21 protein-coding genes and 1 pseudogene are annotated in these 21930 nt (G+C 74.4%); 15 read left to right on the forward strand and 7 right to left on the reverse strand.

The genetic code is table 11. The annotated features are described in order from the left end of the window. Positions 1–16: 16 nt before the first annotated feature. Positions 17–331, forward strand: a pseudogene (locus CP969_RS06005) (ABC transporter ATP-binding protein); the annotation flags it as partial. A gap of 70 nt (positions 332–401) precedes the next feature. Here CP969_RS06005 and CP969_RS06010 read toward each other — a convergent pair. Beyond that, the gene (locus CP969_RS06010; protein WP_016827485.1) at positions 402–1910 is read right to left on the reverse strand and encodes a SulP family inorganic anion transporter; all 1509 of its coding nucleotides are present in this window, start codon (positions 1908–1910) and stop codon (positions 402–404) included. A 404-nt stretch (positions 1911–2314) separates the two neighbouring features. Between CP969_RS06010 and CP969_RS06015 the strand changes: the two genes are divergently transcribed. From CP969_RS06015 to CP969_RS06030, 4 genes are all read left to right on the forward strand, one after another. Next, positions 2315–2737 carry a MerR family transcriptional regulator gene (locus CP969_RS06015; RefSeq protein WP_016827484.1) on the forward strand — a complete coding sequence of 141 codons (423 nt, stop codon included), beginning with the start codon at positions 2315–2317 and terminating at the stop codon, positions 2735–2737. Between the two features lie 497 nt (positions 2738–3234). Then, complete coding sequence (gene dhaK, locus CP969_RS06020; protein ID WP_016827483.1) at positions 3235–4227, forward strand: dihydroxyacetone kinase subunit DhaK; 993 nt, start codon at positions 3235–3237, stop codon at positions 4225–4227. Positions 4228–4275: 48 nt separating this feature from the next. Then, a complete protein-coding gene (gene dhaL / locus CP969_RS06025) occupies positions 4276–4893 on the forward strand; it encodes a dihydroxyacetone kinase subunit DhaL (RefSeq protein ID WP_004991714.1) in 618 nt (205 codons plus the stop codon). Then, a complete protein-coding gene (locus tag CP969_RS06030; protein WP_016827482.1) occupies positions 4886–5296 on the forward strand; it encodes a PTS-dependent dihydroxyacetone kinase phosphotransferase subunit DhaM in 411 nt (136 codons plus the stop codon). Before dhaL ends, CP969_RS06030 begins: the two co-directional genes overlap by 8 nt. Before the next feature lie 134 nt (positions 5297–5430). Here CP969_RS06030 and CP969_RS06035 read toward each other — a convergent pair whose 3' ends face one another. Next, a complete protein-coding gene (locus CP969_RS06035) occupies positions 5431–6075 on the reverse strand; it encodes a glycoside hydrolase family 75 protein (RefSeq protein WP_050793909.1) in 645 nt (214 codons plus the stop codon). 446 nt (positions 6076–6521) lie between these two features. On the opposite strand from CP969_RS06035, the gene CP969_RS06040 reads away from it, so the two are divergent. Together CP969_RS06040 and CP969_RS06045 are read left to right on the forward strand one after the other, a co-directional pair. Then, positions 6522–7520: a fibronectin type III domain-containing protein gene (locus CP969_RS06040; RefSeq protein ID WP_026085383.1), complete on the forward strand. Its 999-nt coding sequence runs from the start codon at positions 6522–6524 to the stop codon at positions 7518–7520. Positions 7521–7690: 170 nt separating this feature from the next. Next, positions 7691–8224 (forward strand): hypothetical protein, encoded by a 534-nt coding sequence (locus CP969_RS06045; RefSeq protein ID WP_016827479.1) that lies wholly within the window; start codon positions 7691–7693, stop codon positions 8222–8224. A gap of 76 nt (positions 8225–8300) precedes the next feature. On the opposite strand, the gene CP969_RS06050 is transcribed toward CP969_RS06045, so the two are convergent. The 3 genes from CP969_RS06050 to CP969_RS06060 form a co-directional block, all read right to left on the reverse strand. Further along, a complete protein-coding gene (locus CP969_RS06050; RefSeq protein WP_016827478.1) occupies positions 8301–8876 on the reverse strand; it encodes a PadR family transcriptional regulator in 576 nt (191 codons plus the stop codon). A 32-nt stretch (positions 8877–8908) separates the two neighbouring features. Further along, positions 8909–10924: an NADPH-dependent 2,4-dienoyl-CoA reductase gene (locus CP969_RS06055; protein WP_016827477.1), complete on the reverse strand. Its 2016-nt coding sequence runs from the start codon at positions 10922–10924 to the stop codon at positions 8909–8911. A 129-nt stretch (positions 10925–11053) separates the two neighbouring features. Next, positions 11054–11422 (reverse strand): hypothetical protein, encoded by a 369-nt coding sequence (locus tag CP969_RS06060; RefSeq protein ID WP_004991698.1) that lies wholly within the window; start codon positions 11420–11422, stop codon positions 11054–11056. 247 nt (positions 11423–11669) lie between these two features. Between CP969_RS06060 and CP969_RS06065 the strand changes: the two genes are divergently transcribed. Then, positions 11670–13739, forward strand: a complete 2070-nt coding sequence (locus tag CP969_RS06065; protein WP_026085382.1) for a SpoIIE family protein phosphatase — start codon at positions 11670–11672, stop codon at positions 13737–13739. Between the two features lie 54 nt (positions 13740–13793). Here CP969_RS06065 and CP969_RS06070 read toward each other — a convergent pair whose 3' ends face one another. Beyond that, positions 13794–14636: a putative protein N(5)-glutamine methyltransferase gene (locus tag CP969_RS06070; protein WP_078495452.1), complete on the reverse strand. Its 843-nt coding sequence runs from the start codon at positions 14634–14636 to the stop codon at positions 13794–13796. A gap of 223 nt (positions 14637–14859) precedes the next feature. Here CP969_RS06070 and CP969_RS06075 point away from each other — a divergent pair, with 223 nt between their 5' ends. The 7 genes from CP969_RS06075 (at position 14860) to CP969_RS06105 (ending at position 21072) form a co-directional block, all read left to right on the forward strand. After that, the gene (locus CP969_RS06075; RefSeq protein ID WP_016827474.1) at positions 14860–15294 is read left to right on the forward strand and encodes a MarR family winged helix-turn-helix transcriptional regulator; all 435 of its coding nucleotides are present in this window, start codon (positions 14860–14862) and stop codon (positions 15292–15294) included. A 96-nt stretch (positions 15295–15390) separates the two neighbouring features. Next, a complete protein-coding gene (locus CP969_RS06080) occupies positions 15391–15996 on the forward strand; it encodes a sulfite oxidase-like oxidoreductase (RefSeq protein ID WP_016827473.1) in 606 nt (201 codons plus the stop codon). A 157-nt stretch (positions 15997–16153) separates the two neighbouring features. After that, positions 16154–16873, forward strand: coding sequence for a ferredoxin reductase (locus tag CP969_RS06085; protein WP_016827472.1), 720 nt, complete (start codon positions 16154–16156; stop codon positions 16871–16873). 147 nt (positions 16874–17020) lie between these two features. Then, entirely contained in the window at positions 17021–17605 is a 585-nt protein-coding gene (locus CP969_RS06090) for an Rv1733c family protein (protein WP_016827471.1), read from the forward strand. A 343-nt stretch (positions 17606–17948) separates the two neighbouring features. Continuing rightward, positions 17949–18917 carry an acetylxylan esterase gene (locus CP969_RS06095; RefSeq protein ID WP_016827470.1) on the forward strand — a complete coding sequence of 323 codons (969 nt, stop codon included), beginning with the start codon at positions 17949–17951 and terminating at the stop codon, positions 18915–18917. A gap of 114 nt (positions 18918–19031) precedes the next feature. Further along, positions 19032–20198, forward strand: a complete 1167-nt coding sequence (locus CP969_RS06100) for an EstA family serine hydrolase (RefSeq protein ID WP_004991682.1) — start codon at positions 19032–19034, stop codon at positions 20196–20198. 130 nt (positions 20199–20328) lie between these two features. Continuing rightward, complete coding sequence (locus CP969_RS06105; protein ID WP_016827469.1) at positions 20329–21072, forward strand: GntR family transcriptional regulator; 744 nt, start codon at positions 20329–20331, stop codon at positions 21070–21072. Here the strand turns inward: CP969_RS06105 and CP969_RS06110 are convergent. After that, positions 21042–21860 carry an acyl-CoA thioesterase gene (locus CP969_RS06110; protein ID WP_039831748.1) on the reverse strand — a complete coding sequence of 273 codons (819 nt, stop codon included), beginning with the start codon at positions 21858–21860 and terminating at the stop codon, positions 21042–21044. The genes CP969_RS06105 and CP969_RS06110 overlap by 31 nt on opposite strands. Positions 21861–21930 lie beyond the last annotated feature (70 nt).

The following is a 21930-nucleotide window of genomic DNA, read 5'->3' on the forward strand; positions in this document are numbered from 1 at the left end:
CGGGCCGCGTCCGGACTCCTCACTGTCCGCAGGACAGTGGCAGCGCCTGGTGTGCGGACGTGCCCTGTACCGGCGGGCGCCGCTGCCGATCCTGGACGAACCGACCTCCCGGACGGACGCCCGCGGCGAGCACGCCGTCCTCCTCCGGATCAGGAGGATCGCCGCCGGACGCATGACCGTCGTCGTCACCCACCAGCTCGAGAACACCCCTCTCGCCGACCGCGTCCTCGTCGTGGACGAGGGCCGGGTCGTCGAGCACGGGCGGTACGAGGAGCTGGTCGACGCCGGCGGTCTGTTCGCCGAACTCGTCGCCCTGGCGAACGACCGGTGACCCGCCCACCCGTGCGGGGCCCCTCGGCCACCGGGCCGAGGGGCCCCCGCCGCCGCCAGTGCGGTGACGATCAGTGGGCGGACAGTTCGCCGGTGAGCTTGTCGTGGAGCTGCGCGCTGGGGGCGTTGAGGCCGGTGATCTCGACGGTCTTGCCGTGCCGGGCGTACTTGGTCTCGACGGCGTCGAGGGCCGCGACGGAGGAGGCGTCCCAGATGTGCGCCGAGCTCAGGTCGATGACGACCTTCTCCGGGTCGGTGGCGTAGGCGAACCGGCCGACGAGGTCGTTGGAGGAGGCGAAGAACAGCTCGCCGGTGACCCGGTAGACCACGGTCGTGCCGTCGGGATCGGTGACGGCCGTGACCTCGGCGAGGTGGGCGACGCGCTTGGCGAAGACGACCATGGCGGTGACGGAGCCGACGACGACGCCGATGGCGAGGTTGTGGGTGGCGACGACGCAGGCGACGGTGACGAGCATGACGGCGATCTCGCCGGCGGGCATCCGCCGAAGCGTCTTCGGGGCGACGGAGTGCCAGTCGAAGGTCGCGAACGACACCATGACCATGACGGCGACCAGGGCGGCCATGGGGATGTCGGAGACGACCGGGCCGAAGACGATGCACAGCACCATCAGGAACGCGCCGGCGAGGAAGGTCGACAGGCGGGTGCGGGCACCGGAGACCTTCACGTTGATCATCGTCTGGCCGATCATGGCGCAGCCGCCCATGCCGCCGAAGAAGCCGGTGACGATGTTGGCGATGCCCTGGCCGATGGACTCACGGGTCTTGTCGGAGCGGGTGTCGGTGATGTCGTCGACGAGCTTCGCCGTCATCAGCGACTCCATCAGGCCGACCAGCGCCATCGCGAACGCGTACGGGGCGATCGTCGTCAGCGTCTCCGGCGTGAACGGCACGTCCGGCAGCCCCGGCACGGGCAGCGAGGACGGCAGCTCGCCCTTGTCGCCCACGGTCGGCACGGCGATGCCCGCCGCGACCGTGATCACGGTGAGGACGACGATCGAGACGAGCGGGGCCGGGACGACGGTGGTGACCCTCGGGAAGAACACCATCAGCGCCAGGCCGCCGACGATCAGCGGATACACGGGCCAGGGCACGTTCCGCATCTCCGGCACCTGCGCCATGAAGATGAGGATGGCGAGGGAGTTGACGAAGCCGACCATCACCGAGCGCGGGATGAACCGCATCAGCTTCGCCACCCCGAGCGCACCCAGGACGACCTGGAAGGCGCCGGCCAGGATGACGGCCGCGATCAGGTGGCCGAGACCGTGTTCACGGTTCAGCGGGGCGACCACCAGGGCGATGGCACCGGTGGCGGCGGAGATCATCGCTCGCCGACCGCCCACGATCGAGATCACGACGGCCATGGTGAAGGAGGCGAACAGGCCGATCGCCGGGTCGACGCCCGCGATGATCGAGAACGAGATCGCCTCGGGGATCAGGGCCAGGGCGACGACCAGGCCGGCCAGGACCTCGGTGCGCCAGACCTTCGGGTCAGAGATCCAGTCGGGCTTCAGGCCGCGCAGACGTGCGGCCGGGGACGGGGCGGGGGCGGCAGAAGACAAGGGAGACGGAACCTGTCGTGCTCGGGCACACCCCGTTCGGCGGGCGGGGGCGTGCGGGAGGACGCGGAGGGGCCGGGGCGGCACCCCGCGGGCGGCACCGCGGGACGCGGAGCCGGAAGGCGAAGGAGACGGAGCGGGGCCGTGCGGCGGCGCGGCCGGACTCACGTCCGGGGGTGAAGTGTCACGGCGGGCAGGCGGCGCCGGACGTCGTGGGCTCGCGCACGCTTCTCCCCTGCAAGAATCGGGATTCCGACGGGGGCGTCGTCGGCCCCGACACAGCAACGGCGGGGCAGCGGTACACCGCCCTCACCGTTCAGCAACTCTACCCTAACGTTAGGGTAGAGATCGGCGGTGCCCACCCGGGCCGGGCCGACAAGGACCAGAAGGGCCAGAGGATCAGCGGCGTGGACGGCAAGCACATGCAGATCGGCGAGGTCGCCGCACGGACCGAACTGTCCCTGCGCACCATCCGCCACTACGAGGAGACCGGTCTCGTCATCCCCTCCGCCCGTTCCCAGGGCGGCTTCCGCCTCTACACCGAGACCGACGTGCAGCGCCTGATGGTCATCCGGCGCATGAAGCCGCTCGGCTTCACCCTGGACCAGATGCGCGACCTGCTGGACGCCACCGACCGCCTCGACGCCGACGGCGGGCTCGACGGCGAGGAGCGTGAGGCACTCCTCGACCGGGTCCGCGCCTATCAGCGGGTCGCCGCCGAACAGGTGGAGAAGCTCCGAGTCCAGCTGTCCCGGGCCGAGGATTTCGAGGGCACGCTGCGGGCGCGGCTGGAGCAGGCCGTGCCACCCGCCGCCACGGGGCGGGGCTGACGCCCTTGCGGCCATTCGGCGGCGCCCGTTCCTTACCGCCGGTGGTTCCGGTGCCGGGCCTTGCGCACCGGGCGGTGCCGGCCGGTGCGCGTGAGCCGCCGCGGGCGGCGGTCGTGCTACGGACGGCGGGCGTGATACGGGCGGCGGGCGGCTTCCGCGGCCCAGGTGTGCGCCCGGCACGATCCCCACCGGACGCCGGCGTCCGGTCACGACCGGACCCGCCCGCTCCGGAACCGGGGCACGCCCACGACGTCCTCGCGCGTGCCCTTCGCTGCCGCAAGACCGATACTGCCGACAGCGGCACTCCATCCGATTCCCACCCGACCGCCCGATCGCCCTGACGGCCCGTCACCGAAGTCGGCGTCGAGCCGGCGCCAGTACCGCCGCAGCCCGCTTCCGGCCGCTGCGGACCACCAAGGCCGAAAAGTCCCCGTACCCGATCCGACCAGCGAAGACGCAGACCGAAGACCCACCCACTGAGCTCCCAGGAGGCACCCATGAAGATGCTCATCAACGTCCCGGAGACCGTCGTGGCGGACGCGTTGCGCGGCATGGCGGCGGCCCATCCCGAGCTGACGGTGGACGTGGAGAACCGGGTGATCGTGCGCAAGGACGCGCCCGTGGCCGGGAAGGTGGCCCTGGTCTCCGGCGGGGGGTCCGGGCACGAGCCGCTGCACGGCGGGTTCGTGGGGCCGGGGATGCTGTCGGCGGCCTGTCCCGGAGAGGTGTTCACCTCGCCCGTGCCCGACCAGATGGTGCGGGCGGCGGCGGCCGTGGACAGCGGGGCCGGGGTGCTGTTCGTCGTGAAGAACTACACCGGTGACGTGCTCAACTTCGACATGGCCGCCGAGCTGGCCGAGGACGAGGGCATCCGGGTCGCGAAAGTGCTGGTCAACGACGATGTCGCGGTGACCGACAGCCTCTACACGGCCGGGCGGCGCGGCACGGGGGCGACGCTGTTCGTGGAGAAGATCGCGGGCGCGGCGGCGGAGGAGGGCCGGACGCTGGAGCAGGTGGAGGCGATCGCCCGGCAGGTGAACGAGAACTCCCGCAGCTTCGGTGTGGCGCTGAGTGCCTGCACGACGCCCGCCAAGGGCAGTCCGACCTTCGACCTCCCCGCCGGTGAGCTGGAGTTGGGCATCGGCATCCACGGGGAGCCCGGCCGGGAGCGGCGGCCCATGATGACCTCCGGCGAGATCGCCGGGGTCGCCGTCGACGCGGTCCTGGAGGACCTCACCCCGCGCAACCCCGTCCTGGTGCTGGTCAACGGCATGGGCGCGACGCCGCTGCTGGAGCTGTACGGCTTCAACGCCGAGGTGCAGCGGGTGCTCGGCGAGCGCGGGGTGCCCGTCGCCCGGGTCCTCGTCGGCAACTACGTCACGTCCCTGGACATGGCGGGCGCCTCGGTCACCCTGTGCCAGGTCGACGAGGACCTGCTGCGGCTGTGGGACGCGCCGGTGCGGACGCCGGGGCTGCGCTGGGGCATGTGAGGGACGTCGGGAAATGCTTCACGAAGACCTAGTACGCGAGGAGATCCCGTGCTCGACGCCGACTTCTTCCGCCGTTGGATGACGGTGACCGCCGCGTCCGTGGACCGCGAGGCGGACCGGCTGACCGCCCTCGACTCGCCGATCGGCGACGCCGACCACGGCAGCAACCTCCAGCGCGGGTTCACGGCGGTGCGGGCCGCGCTGGAGAAGGAACCACCCGCCACACCCGGTGCGGTACTGGTCCAGTCCGGGCGGCTGCTCGTCTCGACCGTGGGCGGTGCGTCGGGCCCGCTGTACGGGACGCTGCTGCGCCGCACCGGCAAGGCGCTCGGGGAGGCCACCGAGGTCGACGAGCGGCAGCTGGCCGAGGCCCTGCGCGCCGGGGTGGACGCGGTGATGCAGCTCGGGGGTGCCGCGGCGGGCGACAAGACGATGATCGACGCGTTGCTGCCCGCCGTGGACGCGCTCGGTGACTCGTTCGCCGCGGCCCGCAGCGCCGCCGAGGAGGGCGCCGTGGCCACGACGCCGTTGCGGGCCCGCAAGGGCAGGGCCAGTTATCTCGGCGAGCGGAGCATCGGGCACCAGGACCCGGGGGCCACCTCGGCGGCGCTGCTGATCGCCGCGCTGGCCGATGCCGCTTCGGGGGCGGGGGCCGGGGATGAGTGACGAGAAGGTGGTGGGCATCGTGCTGGTGTCGCACAGCGCGACGGTGGCCGCGTCGGTGGCCGAGCTGGCGAAGGGGCTGGCGGGCGCCGGTGCCGCGGTGCCGGTGGCACCGGCGGGCGGTACCGAGAGCGGCGGTCTGGGCACGAGCGCGGAGTTGGTCTCCGCGGCGGCCGCGTCCGTCGACCGCGGAGCCGGTGTCGCCGTCCTGGCCGACCTGGGCAGCGCGGTGCTCACGGTGAAGGCGCTGCTCGCGGAGGGCGACGAGCTGCCCGAGCAGACCCGTCTGGTGGACGCGCCGTTCGTGGAGGGCGCGGTGGCCGCGGTGGTCACGGCGGCCGCGGGGGCCGATCTGGCGGCGGTGGAGGCGGCGGCCTCGGAGGCGTACACGTACCGGAAGACGTGAGGGGTCGGCGGGGGCGGGGGTGCGAGGGGCGGCGGGGCGGCTCCCTCCGTCCCACCGCCCCCCTTCGCCGTCCCCCCGCCGACACCGGCTCCCCGAGCCGGTGGTTCCGGCCGTGCGGCGTCCCTGCGGCCGGTTCAGCCGCCGTTCACGAACTGCCGGGCCAGCCGCTCCCCCTCCGTCACCGCCGCCCGGTGGTCCTCGATGGGGGTCGCCCGGCTGTCCTTGAACACGATGTAGGTGACGCCGGAAGGCGCACCGCCGCTTCGTGGGTCGGGGTTGATGCCGAGGGCCTCGGCCATGGCGTAGGACGCCTCGCCGATGACGTCCGCGGGACCGGTGTCGCCGACGACCCCGTACTGCACCCGGTCCTGGTACACCACCGCCACGACCGATCCGCCGCGCACGCCGTGGGCCCGGTAGTCCCATACGGCGCTGGGCGCGGGCACCACCACGAAGGGCAGGTCCTCGGAGCTCAGCGGGCGGCCGTCGGACTGGGCGAAGGCCGTGGCGGCGGAGAAGTACGGGTCGTTCAGGACGTTGCAGTGGCGGCCGGGACGGCCGTCGCAGTCGATGTCCATGTCGGCCTTCCAGAACACGGCGTCGTGGGTGCCGCACACCGGGACGGTGGCGGAGGAGCCGTGGTCCTTGCGGTAGCGGCCCTGGGAGACGGGCGCGCAGTCGCGCACCTCGGCCAGCAGTTCGGCGGCGGAGACGGAGGTCGCGCGCCACGCGGCCGGTTCGGCGCGGGTCTGCGGCGCGGCGGCGGCGGGAAGCGCCATGGGGACGAGCAGGACGGCACCGGCCACGGCCGGGACGAACGATTGTATTCGGGACACGATCAAGAGGGCCTCTCGTCGGGGGCATTGACGGTCACTCGGCCCCATTTGACCCCGCGGCGGTGCCGACGCCACCCCGGCAGGGCCGGACGGTGGACGGTCACGTCGGCGGCCGTGACAGGGCCGGGGGCCCGAGCCCGTGTCCGCTCCGGCCCCCGGCCGCCCGCGCCGGCGCGGGATCTGCGACGACAGCGGTCCGCGCCACGGGCCTGAACTCCCGAGCCCTCGTGGGCAGTTCAGCCGTTCGCACCTTCAGCATACGTAATGTGCCGGAGCGCCGTTCACCGGCACCCTCTTGATGTGACCCCGTCATCAGGGTCATATTGGTCCGGACCATTGCCCGGGTCCCCGCCCGGGCCCCTGCCGTGTACCGCCCCGGAGGCAGAGTCGTGCGAGGCGTTCCCGCTGCCGTGTCCCCGCGCCGCCTTGCCGCGCTCTGCGCGGTGTTCCTGCTGGTCACCTCCTGCGGAGGGGGCCGACCGGGTGAGGGAGCGGCGGACCGGCCGCCCGGAGCGCCGACGGGCGTCACGGCCGAGGCCGGCAGTGCCACCAGCGTGCACGTCATGTGGAACGCGGTCGCCGCGGCCGACACCGAGGTGAGCCGGTACGAGGTGTATCAGGGCACCACCAAGGTCAAGGAAGTACCCGGTTCCGAGCACATGGTGGACGTCACCAGGCTCCGTCCCTCGACCGTGTATGTCTTCACCGTGCGGGCGCGCGACGCGGAGGGGCGGCTCGGACCGAGCAGCCGGGAGGTCCGGGCGACGACCCCCGGGGCGGCGGCAGCGGACGACTCCGCCCCGACCCGTCCGGCGAAGCTGCGCGGCCGGGCGGCCGGGAGCCGGGCGGTCCAGCTGTCGTGGTCCGCCTCGACGGACGACCGGGGCGTGGTGTCCTACGACATCCAGCAGGGCGGAACGAAGATCCACAGTGTCGGCGGGAACCAGACGGCCGCCGTGGTCACGGGGCTGCGGCCGGGCACCCGCTACGTGTTCACCGTCCGGGCCCGGGACGCGGCCGGCAACCTCTCCCCGGCCGGTGCCGCCGTCCGCCTCACCACCGCAGGCAGCGGGGCCGCCGCGCCCACCGCCCCCACCGGCTTCCGCGCCACGAGCCACCGGTCCGGCGGGGCGTACTACCTCGACCTGAGCTGGGTGCCGCCGCGGGTGGACGGAGTGGTCACCGAGTACGAGGTGCACCTGGACGGCCGCGCGGCCACCTCGCTCGTCCAGGGCGGCGACGCCTCGCGCGACCGGGCGGCGTACCGCTTCTACGTGGGGCGGGAGGCGGGGGTCACCCATCGGGTCCGGATCCGGGCGATGCTGCCGGACGGAACCTGGGGCGGCTTCTCGGCGGAGCGCACGGTGACGACGGGCCCGCGGCGCTGACCGGTGCCCTCCGGTCGGCCGGACGGTGCAGGGCGTCACCTGCCCGGCGGCGACCGGAGTGCGCGGCGGACCGGGTGCGTCTTGGCTGGTCGTGTGGCGGCACGGGTGTCCCCCGATTCTCGGCGGAGCGAGGAACGCACCGCCGGCCGTGCCGCCGGAAGGCAGTCCACATGCGCACCTCGAAGCCACTGCTCGGCTCCGGTCCGGTCGCGGCGGCCGCCGTGCTGGCCCTCGCCCTGACCGGTCCGGCCGCCGCGAACACCGGGATCTCCGTCAGTACCACCGGGTCGACGGTCTCGGTCACCACCCGTGCGTGCACGCAGGCCAACGGCAGCTGGGGCAGCGCCTCGCTGCTCGCCAGCAGCCAGACGAGCTTCTCCCAGGGCCGTCAGGTGGCGCTGTCGGGGACCGCCTCGGGACAGTCCGCCGCGTGGGGGGACGTCGCCCCGGGCACGTACACGGTGATCGTGATGTGCTCGAACGGCAACCCCGCGGGCACCCAGTCCGTCATCGTCTCCCCCGCGCCCGATCCGCCGGCGGCCACCCCCGCGGCCTCGCCGTCCCTCGGGGTGATGGGCGGCATCGGCGGCGGCTCGAAGGACTACGGCACGGTGGCGCTGGTGACGGGCGGCACTCTGGTCGGCACCGGTCTCCTCGCCACGGCCTGGTACGTGCGCCGGCGCAGCAGGCCGCGCCACCCGTAGGCCCGGCGCCGGCCGCCATCACGTCCGACGCGCTCCGGTCGGGCGGCCGGCGTCGTTCACCGGGGAGCCCCGGGGGTCACCCCCGGGGCTCCCCGGTCCGTTCCGCCTCCCCCGGGTCCGGCAGGCGCGCGAACTCCGACAGCGCGTGGCCGAGCCACTGGATCCAGAAGGTCTCCAGGTCGATACCGGCGCGCAGCACCAGGTGCCGCAGCCGGTCCTCCGTCCCGTCCTTGCCGGGCGGGAAGTCGCGCCGCTCGATCTCCCGGTACTCCGCCAGCTGGCGCTCGTGCAGCTCCAGATGGCGCCGCAGGTCGGCCTCGAGCCCCGCCGCGCCGACCACGGCCGCCGCCCTCAGCCGCAGCAGCAGCGCGTCGCGGTGCGGCTTGGGGTCCTGGGGCGCGCCGGTCCAGCGGGCCAGTTCCGCGCGTCCCGCCGGCAGGACCTCGTACGCCTTCTTCTGCCCCCGGGCCGGCTGCTCGGCGGGGAGGGCCCGGATCAGGCCCTCCGCCTCCAGCTTCCCCAGCTCGCGGTAGATCTGCTGGTGCGTCGCCGACCAGAAGTAGCCGATCGACTTGTCGAACCGGCGCGTCAGCTCCAGTCCCGACGACGGCTTCTCGAGCAGGGCGGTGAGGATCGCGTGCGGGAGTGACATGGGGCTCATCCTAGGGACGGGCCGCGGGTCCCCTACAGCTCCGCCGCCAGCTCCGTGCCCTGCTTGACGGCGCGCTTGGCGTCCAGTTCGGCGGCCACGTCGGCGCCGCCGATCAGGTGGACCGTGCGGCCGGCGGCGACGAGCGCCTCGTACAGGTCGCGGCGCGGCTCCTGTCCGGTGCACAGGACGACCGTGTCGACCTCCAGGACGGTGCTCTCGCCGTCGATGGTGAGGTGGAGCCCGGCGTCGTCGATCCGGTCGTAGCGCACGCCCGGGACCATGGTGACCCCGCGGTGCCTGAGCTCGGTGCGGTGGATCCAGCCGGTGGTCTTGCCGAGGCCGGCGCCGACCTTGGACGTCTTGCGCTGGAGCAGGTGCACGGTGCGCGGCGGGGCGGGGCGCTCGGGCGCGGTGAGGCCGCCGGGGGCGCGGTAGTCGAGGTCGACGCCCCACTGGCGGAAGTACGTCTCGGGGTTCTCGTGCGCCTTGTCGCCGCCGTCGGTGAGGAACTCGGCGACGTCGAAGCCGATGCCGCCCGCGCCGAGGATCGCCACCCGCTCGCCCACGGGGGCGCCGTCGCGCAGCACGTCGAGGTAGCCGAGCACGCTCGGGTGGTCGACGCCGGGGATGTCCGGGGTGCGGGGGGTGACGCCGGTGGCGACGACGACCTCGTCGTGGCCGGACACGTCGTCGGCGGTGACGTGGGTGTCGAGCCGTACGTCCACGGCCAGTTCGGCGAGCCGGGTGCGGAAGTAGCGCAGGGTCTCGTCGAACTCCTGCTTGCCGGGGACCTTGCGGGCCACGTTGAGCTGGCCGCCGATCTCGCTCGCGGCGTCGAACAGGGTGACGTCGTGGCCGCGTTCGGCGGCGCTGACGGCGCAGGCGAGGCCGGCCGGGCCGGCCCCGACCACCGCGATCCGCTTGCGGCGCCGGGTCGGGGCCAGCACCAGCTCGGTCTCGTGACAGGCGCGCGGGTTGACCAGGCAGGAGGTGATCTGTCCGCTGAAGGTGTGGTCGAGGCAGGCCTGGTTGCAGCCGATGCAGGTGTTGATCGCCTCGGGGCGGCCGTCCGCGGCCTTGGCGACGAAGTCGGGGTCGGCGAGCATCGGGCGGGCCATCGACACCATGTCCGCGTACCCCTCGGCGAGCAGTTGCTCGGCGAGTTCGGGGGTGTTGATGCGGTTGGTGGTGACCAGCGGGACCGACACCTCGCCCATGAGGCGCTTGGTCACCCAGGTGTACGCACCGCGCGGGACCGAGGTGGCGATGGTGGGGATGCGGGCCTCGTGCCAGCCGATGCCGGTGTTGATGATCGTGGCGCCGGCCGCCTCGACGGCCCTGGCCAGCGTGATCACCTCGTCCAGCGTGGAGCCGCCGGGCACCAGGTCGAGCATGGAGAGCCGGTAGACGACGATGAAGTCCTCGCCGACCGCCTCGCGCACCCGGCGGACGATCTCGACGGGGAAGCGCATCCGGTTCTCGTAGGAGCCGCCCCAGCGGTCCGTGCGGTGGTTGGTCCGCGTGGCGATGAACTCGTTGATCAGGTAGCCCTCGGAGCCCATGATCTCGACGCCGTCGTAGCCGGCCCGCTGCGCGAGGCGGGCGGCGCGGGCGTAGTCGTCGATGGTGCGCTCGACCTCGGCGTCGGTGAGCTCGCGGGGCGGGAAGGGGCTGATCGGCGCCTGGAGGGGGCTCGGGGCGACCAGGTCCCGGTGGTAGGCGTACCGGCCGAAGTGGAGGATCTGCATCGCGATGCGCCCGCCCTCGCGGTGCACGGCCTCGGTGACGACCCGGTGCTGCTCGGCCTCCGCCTCGGTGGTGAGCCGCGCACCGCCCTCGTGGGGCCGCCCCTCGTCGTTGGGGGCGATGCCGCCGGTGACGATGAGGCCCACCCCGCCGCGGGCGCGGGCGGCGTAGAACTCGGCCATGCGCGCGAAGCCGCCCTCGGCCTCCTCCAGACCGACGTGCATGGAGCCCATGAGGACCCGGTTGGGCAGCGTGGTGAAGCCCAGGTCGAGGGGGGTCAACAGGTGGGGGTAACGGCTCATCGGGCCCTCCGTGCACGCGGTGTCGTGCCTCTGTTGTAGAGGACGCCCACCGCTTTATGCAACTAGTTGCATAAGCGTGACGGAGGGCACAGCGGTCCGGTGGCGCCGGGTCCGGGAGCCCCGGACGCGTCACCGGCTTTCGAGGCGCACGTGCAACTCCTCCTCCTGGTCGCCGGGGACCGCGCTCAGGTCGTGCACCGTGAACAGGGAGCCCAGGGTGGTGCGGAAGCGGTCGATCGCCCAGTAGCCGCCGTGCGCGTCGGCGTCGACCGACGAGGACAGCCGGGCCGGGCGGGCACCCTCACGCGCGTCGGCGACGTCGAACGTGCCGAGCCACACCGTGGGACGGGTCTCGTGGAACTCCTCCGGCACGTCCTCGGCGCACCGGTCGGACGCGAAGCACGCGCACAGCGCGTCGAACACGATCCGGGCGTCCTGCTTGCTGCATCCGCTGATCTCGACCGAGACGGATTCCGGGTGCGGTCGCTCACTGCTCATGGTGATCGGCTCCTCTCGTGGCCCTGCCACCGTGCCCCGCCCCTCCCCCAGCAAAGCACCCCCCGCCCGGGAGCACTACCCGCGGACCGCTTCCGCGGCGACGGCGTCGCGAAGCGCCCGGCGCGATGGTGCGGGAAGGTGGAAACAGACCGCAGGAGCGGCGGAAAATCGTCCCCGCGCGCGGTAGAACAAGGGGAGCCGGCACGCCGAGGGCGTGCCGGGAGAATCGGCGAAGGCGGGGCCTGGGATGAGTGCAGCGGGGTCACTTCCGGGCGACGGCGACGACGGGCCGGTGCGTCCCAGCGGACTGCTCGACGTGCTGCGCGTGGCCTCGGTGGTCCTGGACGCCCAAGGGCGGATCACGCTGTGGAGCCCCCAGGCCGAGGAGCTGTTCGGGTACGACGCCCAGGAGGCGCTGGGCCAGTACGCCGCCCGGATCATGGTGCACGAGGAGCACCTGGACCTCGTGGTGGAGCTGTTCGCCGACGTCATGCGCACCGGGCAGAGCTGGGCCGGGGCCTTCCCGATCCGGCGCAAGGACGGCACGACGCGGCTCGTGGAGTTCCGCAACATGCGGCTGCTGGACGACCGGGGGGAGGTCTACGCCCTCGGCCTCGCGGTGGACCGGTCGACCGTGCGCCGCCTGGAGAGGGACGTGGCGCTGTCCACGCGGATCGTCGCCCAGTCCCCCATCGGACTGGCCGTGCTGGACTCCGCCCTGCGGTACGTCACGGTCAACCCGGCACTGGAGCAGATCAACGGCGTTCCGGCCGAGGCGCACCTGGGCCGCACGATCCGCGAGGTGCTGCCGATGCTGGACACCGGGCCCATCGAGGCCGCCGCCCGCGAGGTGCTGGACACCGGGCGGCCCGTGGTCGACCGGCCCACGGTCGGCCGCACCCCGGCCGAGCCGGACGAGGACAACGCCTGGTCGGTCTCGCTGTACCGGCTGGAGAACGCGCTCGGCACCGTGCTGGGAGTGGCCCTGTCGATCGTGGACATCACCGAGCAGTACCGGGCGAGCCTCGAGGCCGAGACCGCCCGGCGCCGGCTGGCCCTGATCGCCGACGCCTCCGCGCGGATCGGCACCACGCTGGACCTGGAGCGCACGGCCGGCGAACTCGCCGAGGTGGCCGTGCCGGAGCTGGCGGACGTGGCGGCGGTGGACCTGCTGGAAGCGGTGGTGCGGGGCCACCGCAGCTCCCTCGGCCCGGCCGAGTCCGTGATGATCCGGGCCCTGGCGGTGCGCGGCGCGGAAGCGGAGGACGCGGTGCGGGCGGCCGACCCGCCGGGGCAGGTGACCCGGTACGCGCCGGACCGGCTGGTCACCGAGTGCGTGCGCACGGGGCGGCCCGTGCTGGTGCCGCGGGTGAAGGACGAGGACCTGGCCCGCATAGCCCGTTCCCCGGAGGCGGCCGAGCTACTGGCCCGGGCGGGTCTCCACTCGTACCTGGCCGTGCCGCTGATCGCGCGCGGCGAGGTGCTGGGCGCCCTCGACCTCAAGCGCACGCACGATCCCGCGCCGTTCGACGAGGACGACCTGCTGCTCGCGCGGGAGCTGGCCTCCCGCGCGGCCGTGCAGATCGACAACGCCCGCTGGTACCAGAACGCCCGCGCCACCGCCCTGACCCTCCAGCGCAGCCTGCTCCCCAGCCATCCGCGGGTGACGGGCGGACTCGAGGTCGCCTCCCGCTACCAGCCGGCGGGCGCCACCAGCGAGGTGGGCGGCGACTGGTTCGACGTGATCCCGCTGGAGGGCGACAAGACCGCCCTCGTCGTCGGGGACGTCATGGGCAGCGGCATCCCCGCGGCGGCCGCCATGGGCCGGCTGCGCACGGCGACCACGACGCTGGCCTCCCTCGACCTCGATCCGGCCCTGCTCCTGGAGCACCTGGACCGGATCGCCGGGGGCCTGGACCAGGCCATCGCCACCTGCGTCTACGCCGTCCACGATCCCGCCGCGCGGCAGTGCACCGTCGCCAACGCCGGACATCTGCCACCGGTCCGGATCCGGGTCGGCCACGCCCCGGAACTGCTCGACCTGCCCACCGGGGTGCCGCTGGGGGTGGGCGGGGTCGGGTTCTCCACGACCACCGTCGGCCTGGAGCCGGGCGACCGGCTGGTCCTCTACACGGACGGTCTCGTCGAGACGCGGCACCACTCGCTGGACGAACGCCTCGACCGGCTGCTCGCCCTGCTGGACCGCCCCGGCCTCTCCCTGGAGGAGGTCTGCGACCTGCTCCTGCGCACCCTGCACGAACCCGACAACTTCGACGACGTGGCCCTGCTCATCGCCCGCGCGACGGCATCCGCCTGAGCACACGCCCGCGGCACCGGCCGCCCGGTCCCCGCGGCGGCCGGTGCCGCGGGCCTACGGCCCGACGCCGATCACGACATGGGCGCACCGCTCCTCGGAGACGGCCAGACGGGTGCGCAGTCCCGCGCCGGTGAAGGCGGCGACGGCGGCGGGCGCCTGACGGCGGCTCGTCTCCGCCAGCAGGCAACCGCCGGGCGCCAGCCAGCCGGGCGCCCCGGCGGCCACCCGGCGCAGCACGTCGAGGCCGTCCGCGCCGCCGTCGAGCGCGACGCGCGGCTCGTGGTCGCGGGCCTCCGCGGGCAGCAGGCCGATCTCGCCCGTGGGCACGTACGGCACATTGGCCGCCAGGACGTCGATCCGGCCCCGCAGCCCGCCGGGGAGCGCCTCGAACAGGTCGCCCGTGTGGACCTGGCCGCCGAGGTCCGCGACGTTGCGGCGGGCGCAGCGCACGGCGACCGGGTCGATGTCGGCGGCGTGCAGTTCGACCTCGCCCAGCCCGGCCGCCAGCGCCGCGCCGACGGCGCCCGAACCGCAGCACAGGTCCACGACGACGGCCGCGCCGGGCGCCTGCGCGAGAGCCTGCTCGACGAGGAACTCGGTGCGGCGGCGGGGGACGAAGACACCGGGTTCCACGGCGATGCGCCGGCCCAGGAACCCGGCCCAGCCGACCACGAGTTCGAGGGGCAGCCCGGCCGCCCGGCGCTCGACCATCGAGGCGGCGGCGTCCGGGCTGGGCGCGGCGGCGAGGATCAGCTCGGCCTCGTCCTCGGCGAAGACGCAGCCCGCGGCGCGCAGCGCGGCCACGACGGCGGCCCGGGACGCGGGCGAGGACGGCGGGGCGGCCGAGAGCGGGGGCGAGGGAACGGGTGAAGGGGGCGGGGACGGCGTGTGCGGCAAGAGCCTGGGGCCTTTCGGAAGCCGAAGGGCGCTCTCGCGGTCACCTAGTGCCGGTGGTCCGCGTCGCTCCGGGAGGAGAGCACCCGATCTGACACAGCGGTGATGGGTCCCACCTCCTCGGCTTCCCCGGCCGGGTCCCTCCGCGGCCGGAGGGTCACCCTACCCGAATCCCCGTGGTTGTACGGTGCCAGGAGAACCCGGGGTCGCGAAGGGAGGTGTCCGGGTGGACGCAGCCGAGGCCGTGGAGGTCATCCAGCGCGAGATGACGGTCTTCGCCCGCCGTGCCCGCGCGTCGGCCGGGCGCATGCACCCCGAGCTGTCGCTGGTGTCGTACACGCTGCTCGGGCACCTGGAGACGAGCGGGGGCTGCCGGGCCACGGACCTGGCCGCCCACTACGCGCTGGACAAGTCGACCGTGAGCCGCCAGGTGGCCGCCCTGGAGCGGTCCGGTCTCGTCGAACGGCGGGCGGATCCCGAGGACCAGCGGGTCCAGGTGGTGCGGCTGACGCAGGCCGGCCGGCGCGTCCTGGCGCGGGTGACCGAGAGCCGCCGCGCGGCCTTCGCCGAGCGGCTGGCGGACTGGCCGGAGGAGGACCTGCGGCGGTTCGCCGGCTATCTGGAGCACTACAACGCGTGGTCACCCTCCGGGGAGCACTGAGCGGCGGGACCGGCGGGTGCGCGTCCGGCCGCGCACACCGCGTACGGTGGGACGTCGGAACGACTCGAGCACTCTCGCAACGGAAACACCGATCACGTGAACATCACCCGAGGCTTCGCCGGCCGTCCCCGCGTGGACGACCCCGGGCTGCCGCCCGGTCAGTACGACGCGGGCGACGAATGGCCCGTCCTGTCCGCCGAGGTCACGCCCGACCTCGCGCCCGCCGACTGGACCTTCCGGGTCGACGGGCTGGTGGCCGAGCCCCGCACCTGGGACTGGGAGCAGGCGCACGCGCTGCCGGACTCGGCGTACGAGGGCGCGATCCACTGCGTGACGGGCTGGTCGAAGTTCGGGGTGCGGTTCGGCGGGGTTTGCCTGGACGCCTTCCTGGACGTGGTCCGGCCCCAGGACTCCGCCACCCATGTCGTCGCCTACGCGCACACCGGCTACACCACCAGTCTCCCGCTCGCCGACGTGGTCGGCGGCCGGGCCTGGATCGCCTGGGAGTACGACGGCCGGCCGCTCCCTCCCGAGCACGGCGGCCCGGCGCGGCTGCTGGTGCCGCACCTGTACTTCTGGAAGAGCCCCAAGTGGATCGCGGGCCTGCGGCTCCTGGACCACGACGAGCCGGGCTTCTGGGAGGGCAACGGCTACCACGCGCGCGGCAACCCCTGGGAGGAGCAGCGGTACTCCGGTGACTGAGCGGACGACGCGGACGGCGACGCGAACGGCGGCACGGGCGGTGCCGGAGACGACGCCGACGGGCACGGCGACCGGGGCGGCGGACCCCGCGCCACGAGGGGCCCGGGGGCCCGCGGAGAGCGCGCCGGGGCGTTTCACCCCGCCGACGCGGTTCGCCGTGCCCGGGCGCATCGGCGTGAGCGAGCAGACCGCCTCGGTGTGGCGTACGGCCACCCTGGCCGGGATCCGCCGCGAGACCCCGCGCGTCGCGACCTTCCGGTTCGCCGTGCCCGGCTGGCCGGGTCACCTGCCCGGCCAGCACCTTCTGCTGCGGCTGACCGCGGCGGACGGGTACACGGCCCAGCGCCACTACTCGATCGCGTCCGCGCCGGACGACTCCGGACACATCGAGCTGACGCTGGACCACGTCGAGGACGGCGAGGTCTCGGGCTGGTTCCACACGGTGGCCCGGCCCGGGGACCGGGTGGAGGTGCGCGGTCCGCTCAGCGGCTTCTTCGCCTGGCCGGGCGACCGGCCCGCCCTGCTGGTGGGGGCCGGCTCCGGCGTGGTCCCGCTGATGTCGATGGTCCGGCACCACCGGGCCCGGGGCCTGACCGTGCCGCTGCGGCTGCTGGTGTCGGCGCGCAGTCCCGAAGAGCTGATCTACGCGCGGGAGTTCGGCGCGGAGACCACACCGGTGTTCACGCGGAGCGCGCCGGAGGGTGCGGCCGTGGGGCGTATGGCTGCCGCACATGTGGCGCCGCTCCTGGCCGAGCGGCCTCCCGGTGGGTGGGAGGCCTATGTGTGCGGCTCCAACGCCTTCGCCGAGCACGCCTCCAGGCTGCTGGTGGCGGCCGGACAGCCCGTCGACCGGATCCGTATCGAGCGCTTCGGCTGACCGCCCGCGCCGGTTCCGGCCCGCCGTTTCGCACCGGTGCCTCCGGGCACCCCTGACCGGGGGCCGGTCGCGCGTGCCGCGCGCGACGACGGGAGCGGCAGGGGCGTCCCGTCCGGCCCCGGCTGCGGCGACGGTGAGGAGGTCGACATGCGGACGCGGTGGCTCGGCCGGTCCCGGGGGCGCAATCCGCTGCGGCGCCGGTCGGACGTGGTCGAGGCGTGGACGGCGCTGGCCGTCGCCGTGCTGGTGTGCGTGGGGGCCCCGCTGATGGGAGCGGTCACCGCCCGGTGGGCCCACGGCGAGGCGCGGACGACCGCCGAGGAGCAGCGCGCCGATCGTCACCGGGTGCGCGCCGAGGTCGTGGAGCGGCCCGCCGGGCCGGGGCCCTCCTCCCGGACGGACGAACAACGCGTGCCCCGTGCGACCGTGCGCTGGACGGAACCGGGCGAGGGGCGGCGCACCGCCGTCGCGCGCGTCCCCGCGAACGCGCGCCCCGGGGACACGGTGCACGTGTGGTTCGACTCCCGGGGGCGCAATGTGCCGCCCCCGGTCGACAACGCCTCGGTGTGGCAGCACAGCATCGGCATGGGCACCTTCGCCGCGGGGGTCTCGGCGGCCGGGGTGCTCCTGGTGCACCGGGTGGTGCGCGAGGCGGCGATGCGCCGCCGGCTGGCGGAGTGGGAACGGGCGTGGGCCCGTACGGAGCCGCAGTGGGCCCGGCGCGGGGCCTGAAGACGCGGGACCTGAGGACGCGGGGCCCGAAGGCGCGGCACCCGAAGAGGCAGGGCCTGAAGACGCGGGGCCTGAAAGCGACGGCCGCCGTCCGCTCGTCGGCGCCTCGGGCCCGCCGGGCCGCCGTCGGTACGAGCGTCCGCACTCCGTCCGGCCGCCGCCCTGCCGCTCCTGCGGGCGGCACCGGAAGCCGATCGGGAGAAATCGCTTACCACTCCTCCCACCTGCGGGTCCTTCCACCGGGATCGCACGGGGGAAGTACCGCGGAGACCCTGGCAGCCCTTCCCGTGATCCACGTACGGTGTCATCGCTGCGCACTGTCCCTTCGCAAAGGCGGTCCCCGATGGCCCTGTTCGACCTCCCCCTCGACGAACTGCGCGCGTACCGCAGCGAGTGCACCGCGCCCGAGGACTTCGACGCGTTCTGGTCCAAGACGCTCGAGGAGGCGCGCACGTACGATCTCGACGCCCGTTTCGAGCCGGTCGACACGGGGCTGTCCACGGTGCGGGTCTTCGACGTGACGTTCGCCGGGTTCGGCGGTCACCCCGTCAAGGGCTGGCTGGTCCTGCCCGCCGGCGCCGACGCCCCGCTGCCGCTGGTGGTGGAGTTCATCGGCTACGGCGGCGGCCGCGGACTGCCCCACGAGCACCTGTTGTGGGCGTCCACGGGCCGGGCCCACTTCGTGATGGACACCCGCGGCCAGGGCAGCGCCTGGGGCGCCGGCGGCGGCACCCCGGACCCGGTGGGCGGGGCCCCCGCGTACCCCGGGTTCATGACGCGCGGCATCGACGCGCCCGAGAACTACTACTACCGCCGGGTCTTCACGGACGCCGTGCGCGCGGTGGAGGCGGCCCGGTCGCACCCGCTGACCGACGAGCGGCGCACGGTGGCCGTGGGCGCCAGCCAGGGCGGCGGCATCACCCTCGCGGTGGGCGCTCTGGTCCCGGACCTGGCGGGCGTAGCGCCGGACGTGCCGTTCCTGTGCGACTTCCCGCGCGCCACGACGCTCACCGACCGGCACCCGTACCGGGAAATCGGCCTCTACCTCAAGACGCACCGCGGCCGCTTCGAGGAGGCCCTGCGCACCCTGTCCTACTTCGACGGCGTGCACTTCGCCGCCCGCGGCCGGGCGCCCGCCCTGTTCTCGGCGGCCCTGGAGGACCAGACCTGCCCGCCCTCGACCGTCTTCGCGGCCTTCAACGCCTGGGCGCACGAGGACAAGGCGATCGAGGTGTACGACTTCAACGACCACGAGGGCGGCGGCCCGTTCCAGGAGGCGGCCAAGCTGCGCTGGATGCGCTCCTACGCCTGAGGCGGCCGCTCGTGCCGCACCGGCGGCCTTCCCCCCGGCCCGACCGGTCGGTACGTTCTTGCCGCCCGGGCCGCGGCACCGCGGTCCGGCTTTCCGACGGCCGGCGGAGGGCCCATGTCCGAGCACGAGGTACGAGTCCACGGTCACTGCGAGCCGCGCTTCGCGGCGGTGCGGGCGGCGTTCGAGGAGAACTTCCGGGAACGGGAGGAGCTGGGCGCCGCGGTGGCCGTCACCGTGGACGGCGAGACGGTGGTGGACCTGTGGGGCGGCTGGGCCGACGCGGCGCGCACCCGGCCCTGGGAGCGGGACACCCCGGTCAACGTGTGGTCGACCTCCAAGGGCCCGGTGGCCCTGTGCGCCCACCTGCTCGCCGACCGGGGGCTGCTCGACCTCGACGCGCCGGTGGCCGCGTACTGGCCGGAGTTCGCCGCGGCGGGCAAGGAGAAGGTCCTCGTGCGCCATCTGCTCTCGCACCGCGCCGGGCTGCCCGGACTGCGCGAGCCGCACTCGCTCGCGCAGCTCTGCGACTGGGAGCTGACCACCCGGCGGCTCGCGGCGACGGAGCCCTGGTGGGAGCCGGGCACGCGGTCCGGGTACCACGCGCTGACGTACGGCCACCTGGTCGGCGAGGTGGTGCGGCGGGTGTCGGGGCTGCTGCCCGGAGCCTTCCTGGAGCGTGAGGTGACCGGGCCGCTGGGGATCGACTTCACCATCGGCCTGCCGGCCGAGGACGCCGACCGGGTGGCCGAACTGGTGCAGCCCCCGGTCCGGCGCAGCGCCGAACAGGCGGAGACGTTCGGCCGGTTGGCGCCCGCGGCCGTCGCGGCGCTGACCAATCCGGCGGTGGGCGCGGCGGACGCGAACACACCCGAGTGGCGGGCCGCCGAGATACCGGCCGCGAACGGCCACGGCACCGCGCGGGCCGTCGCCGCGCTGTACGCGGTCTTCGCGGGACGCGGCGCGTACGGCGGCCGCCGCTTCCTGTCGCCGTCGGCGGCCGAGCGGGTGCGCGAGGGACAGGGCGCCTGCCGGGACCTGGTGCTCGGGGCCGGCTTCCGGCACGAGACCGAGATCGGGCTCGGCCTGTGGCTCAGCGGGCCCAACGGCTCGTACGGACCGAACCCGCGGGCTTTCGGACACGACGGGTTCGGCGGCTCCTGCGGGCTGTCCGACCCGGAGGCGGGTGTCTCGCTGGGCTACACGATGAACCGGATGGGGCCCCATGTCGCCGACGACCCCCGCAAGACGGCCCTGGTCGACGCCCTGTACGGCGCGCTGTGACGGGGGTGGCGCCGGGGCGTGTTCCGGCCGAACCGCCGGACCACCCTTCCCTACTGGTTTAGACCAGTGGTAGATGTGGTGGCGCAACGAGCCCGAACGGCTACGGAACGTCACCACCAGGAGGCGCGGCATGGCCCGCACCACCCCGCACGATCACCCGCACGAGGCAGGGACGCCCCTCTACCGGCGGATCGCGAGGGAGTTGCTCGACGAACTGCGCGGCGGGGCCATCCCGCCCGGCGAACGTCTCCCCGGGGAACGGCAGTTGGCCGAGCACTTCGGGGTCAGCCGGGAGACCGTGCGGCAGGCGCTCCGGATGCTGCGCCGCGACGGGCTGGTCGCCACCGACCGGCGGGGCAGCCACGCCGCCCTGCCCGGTCCGCCGAGTCGGACGCCGGCCTCCCCCGGCTTCCCGGTCGGCGCCCGGTCCGCCGTCCGGTGCGCGGCGGACCGGGCCACCGTCGCCTGGGAGACCCCGCCTCCCGGTCACGCCGAGGCCCTGGGAGCGGCCCCGGCGCGGCCGACGCTGGTGCACCGCTACTGGTCCGTGTCGGCCGACGGGCGGGAACTGCGCACGGCCGTGACCTCGTTCTCCGCCGTGGCCCTCGCGGAGGTCGGGGAACTGGCCCGCTACCGCGACCGCGCCGACGGCGCCGCCGCCGCGGAGTTGCGGCGGGCCTACGACTGGATGCGCCGGGCGGGCCTGACCCTGCACCACCGCGACACGATCACGCGGATCGCGGGAACCCCGTCGGTGCGGGTCACCCGGCGGGTGCACGACCAGTTCGCCCGGCCGCTGGAGATCACCGAGCTGCTCGTGGACGCCCAGCAGGACGCCCTGGTCTACGAGTTCACCGTACCGGCCGCGGTCTGACCGGCCCCGGGCCCGCCGGGCGGCCTGCGGTCCCGCGGCTCCCGCACCACACGGGCCTGGCGGCCGGTGGCCAGCAGACGACGGTCGGCCGACCACACGGCACTGTCGTCGACCGCCCAGCCGCCGCCCGCGTGGTCGGTGCGGATGCGCACGAGGGCCCAGCCCTCGGGGGCCTCGTCGTCGAGGGCGTCGGTGAAGTGGACGGTCAGCTCGGCGGTGGGCACCGGGCGCGGGGTGCGCCAGCGGGCGTACAGGGCCGGCGGCAGTGCGTCGGCGAGGGTGGTGACCGCGGCGGCGCCGAGGCCCCGGCCGTCGCGGAAGCGGATCCAGGCGAGGAGTTCGGCGCGCGGGCCGCCGGCGAGCGGCCGGTCGGCCGTGGCGGGGCGGATCTCCAGTTGCCGGGCGAAGGGGACCTGCTCGACGGGCAGGTGCAGCGGGGGGCAGTCGTCCGGCCCCGGGACGTCCGGGGCCGGGAGACCGTCGTACCCGGGGCCGGTGCGACGCGGCCCGAACAGCGCGGAGCCGACGAGGGCCGGCTCGCCGTCCTGGTGGCCGGTGAACAGACAGGTGACGGTGGAGCGGCCGGCCGCGGGGGCGGTCCCGGAGAACCGCAGCGGCCCGGTGCCGACCGGGGCCAGGAAGTGGGTGGTCAGCGAGCGGACCGGCCGGTGGCCGCCGGTGAACGCGTCCCGTACGGCGGTCAGCGCCGCGCCGGCGACCCAGCCGCCGTGCGCCCCCTCCCAGGACCACCACAGCGGATCGACAGGGGTCTCGGCATGCGGAGTCATGGTCACGCGAGCCACCGTAACCAGTTGAGTTGGAAAATCCAACGCACTGGAAGGATCCGGTGGGAAAATC

Origin of the sequence: Streptomyces viridosporus T7A (assembly GCF_008704515.1) — a bacterium.
GTDB lineage: Bacteria > Actinomycetota > Actinomycetes > Streptomycetales > Streptomycetaceae > Streptomyces > Streptomyces viridosporus.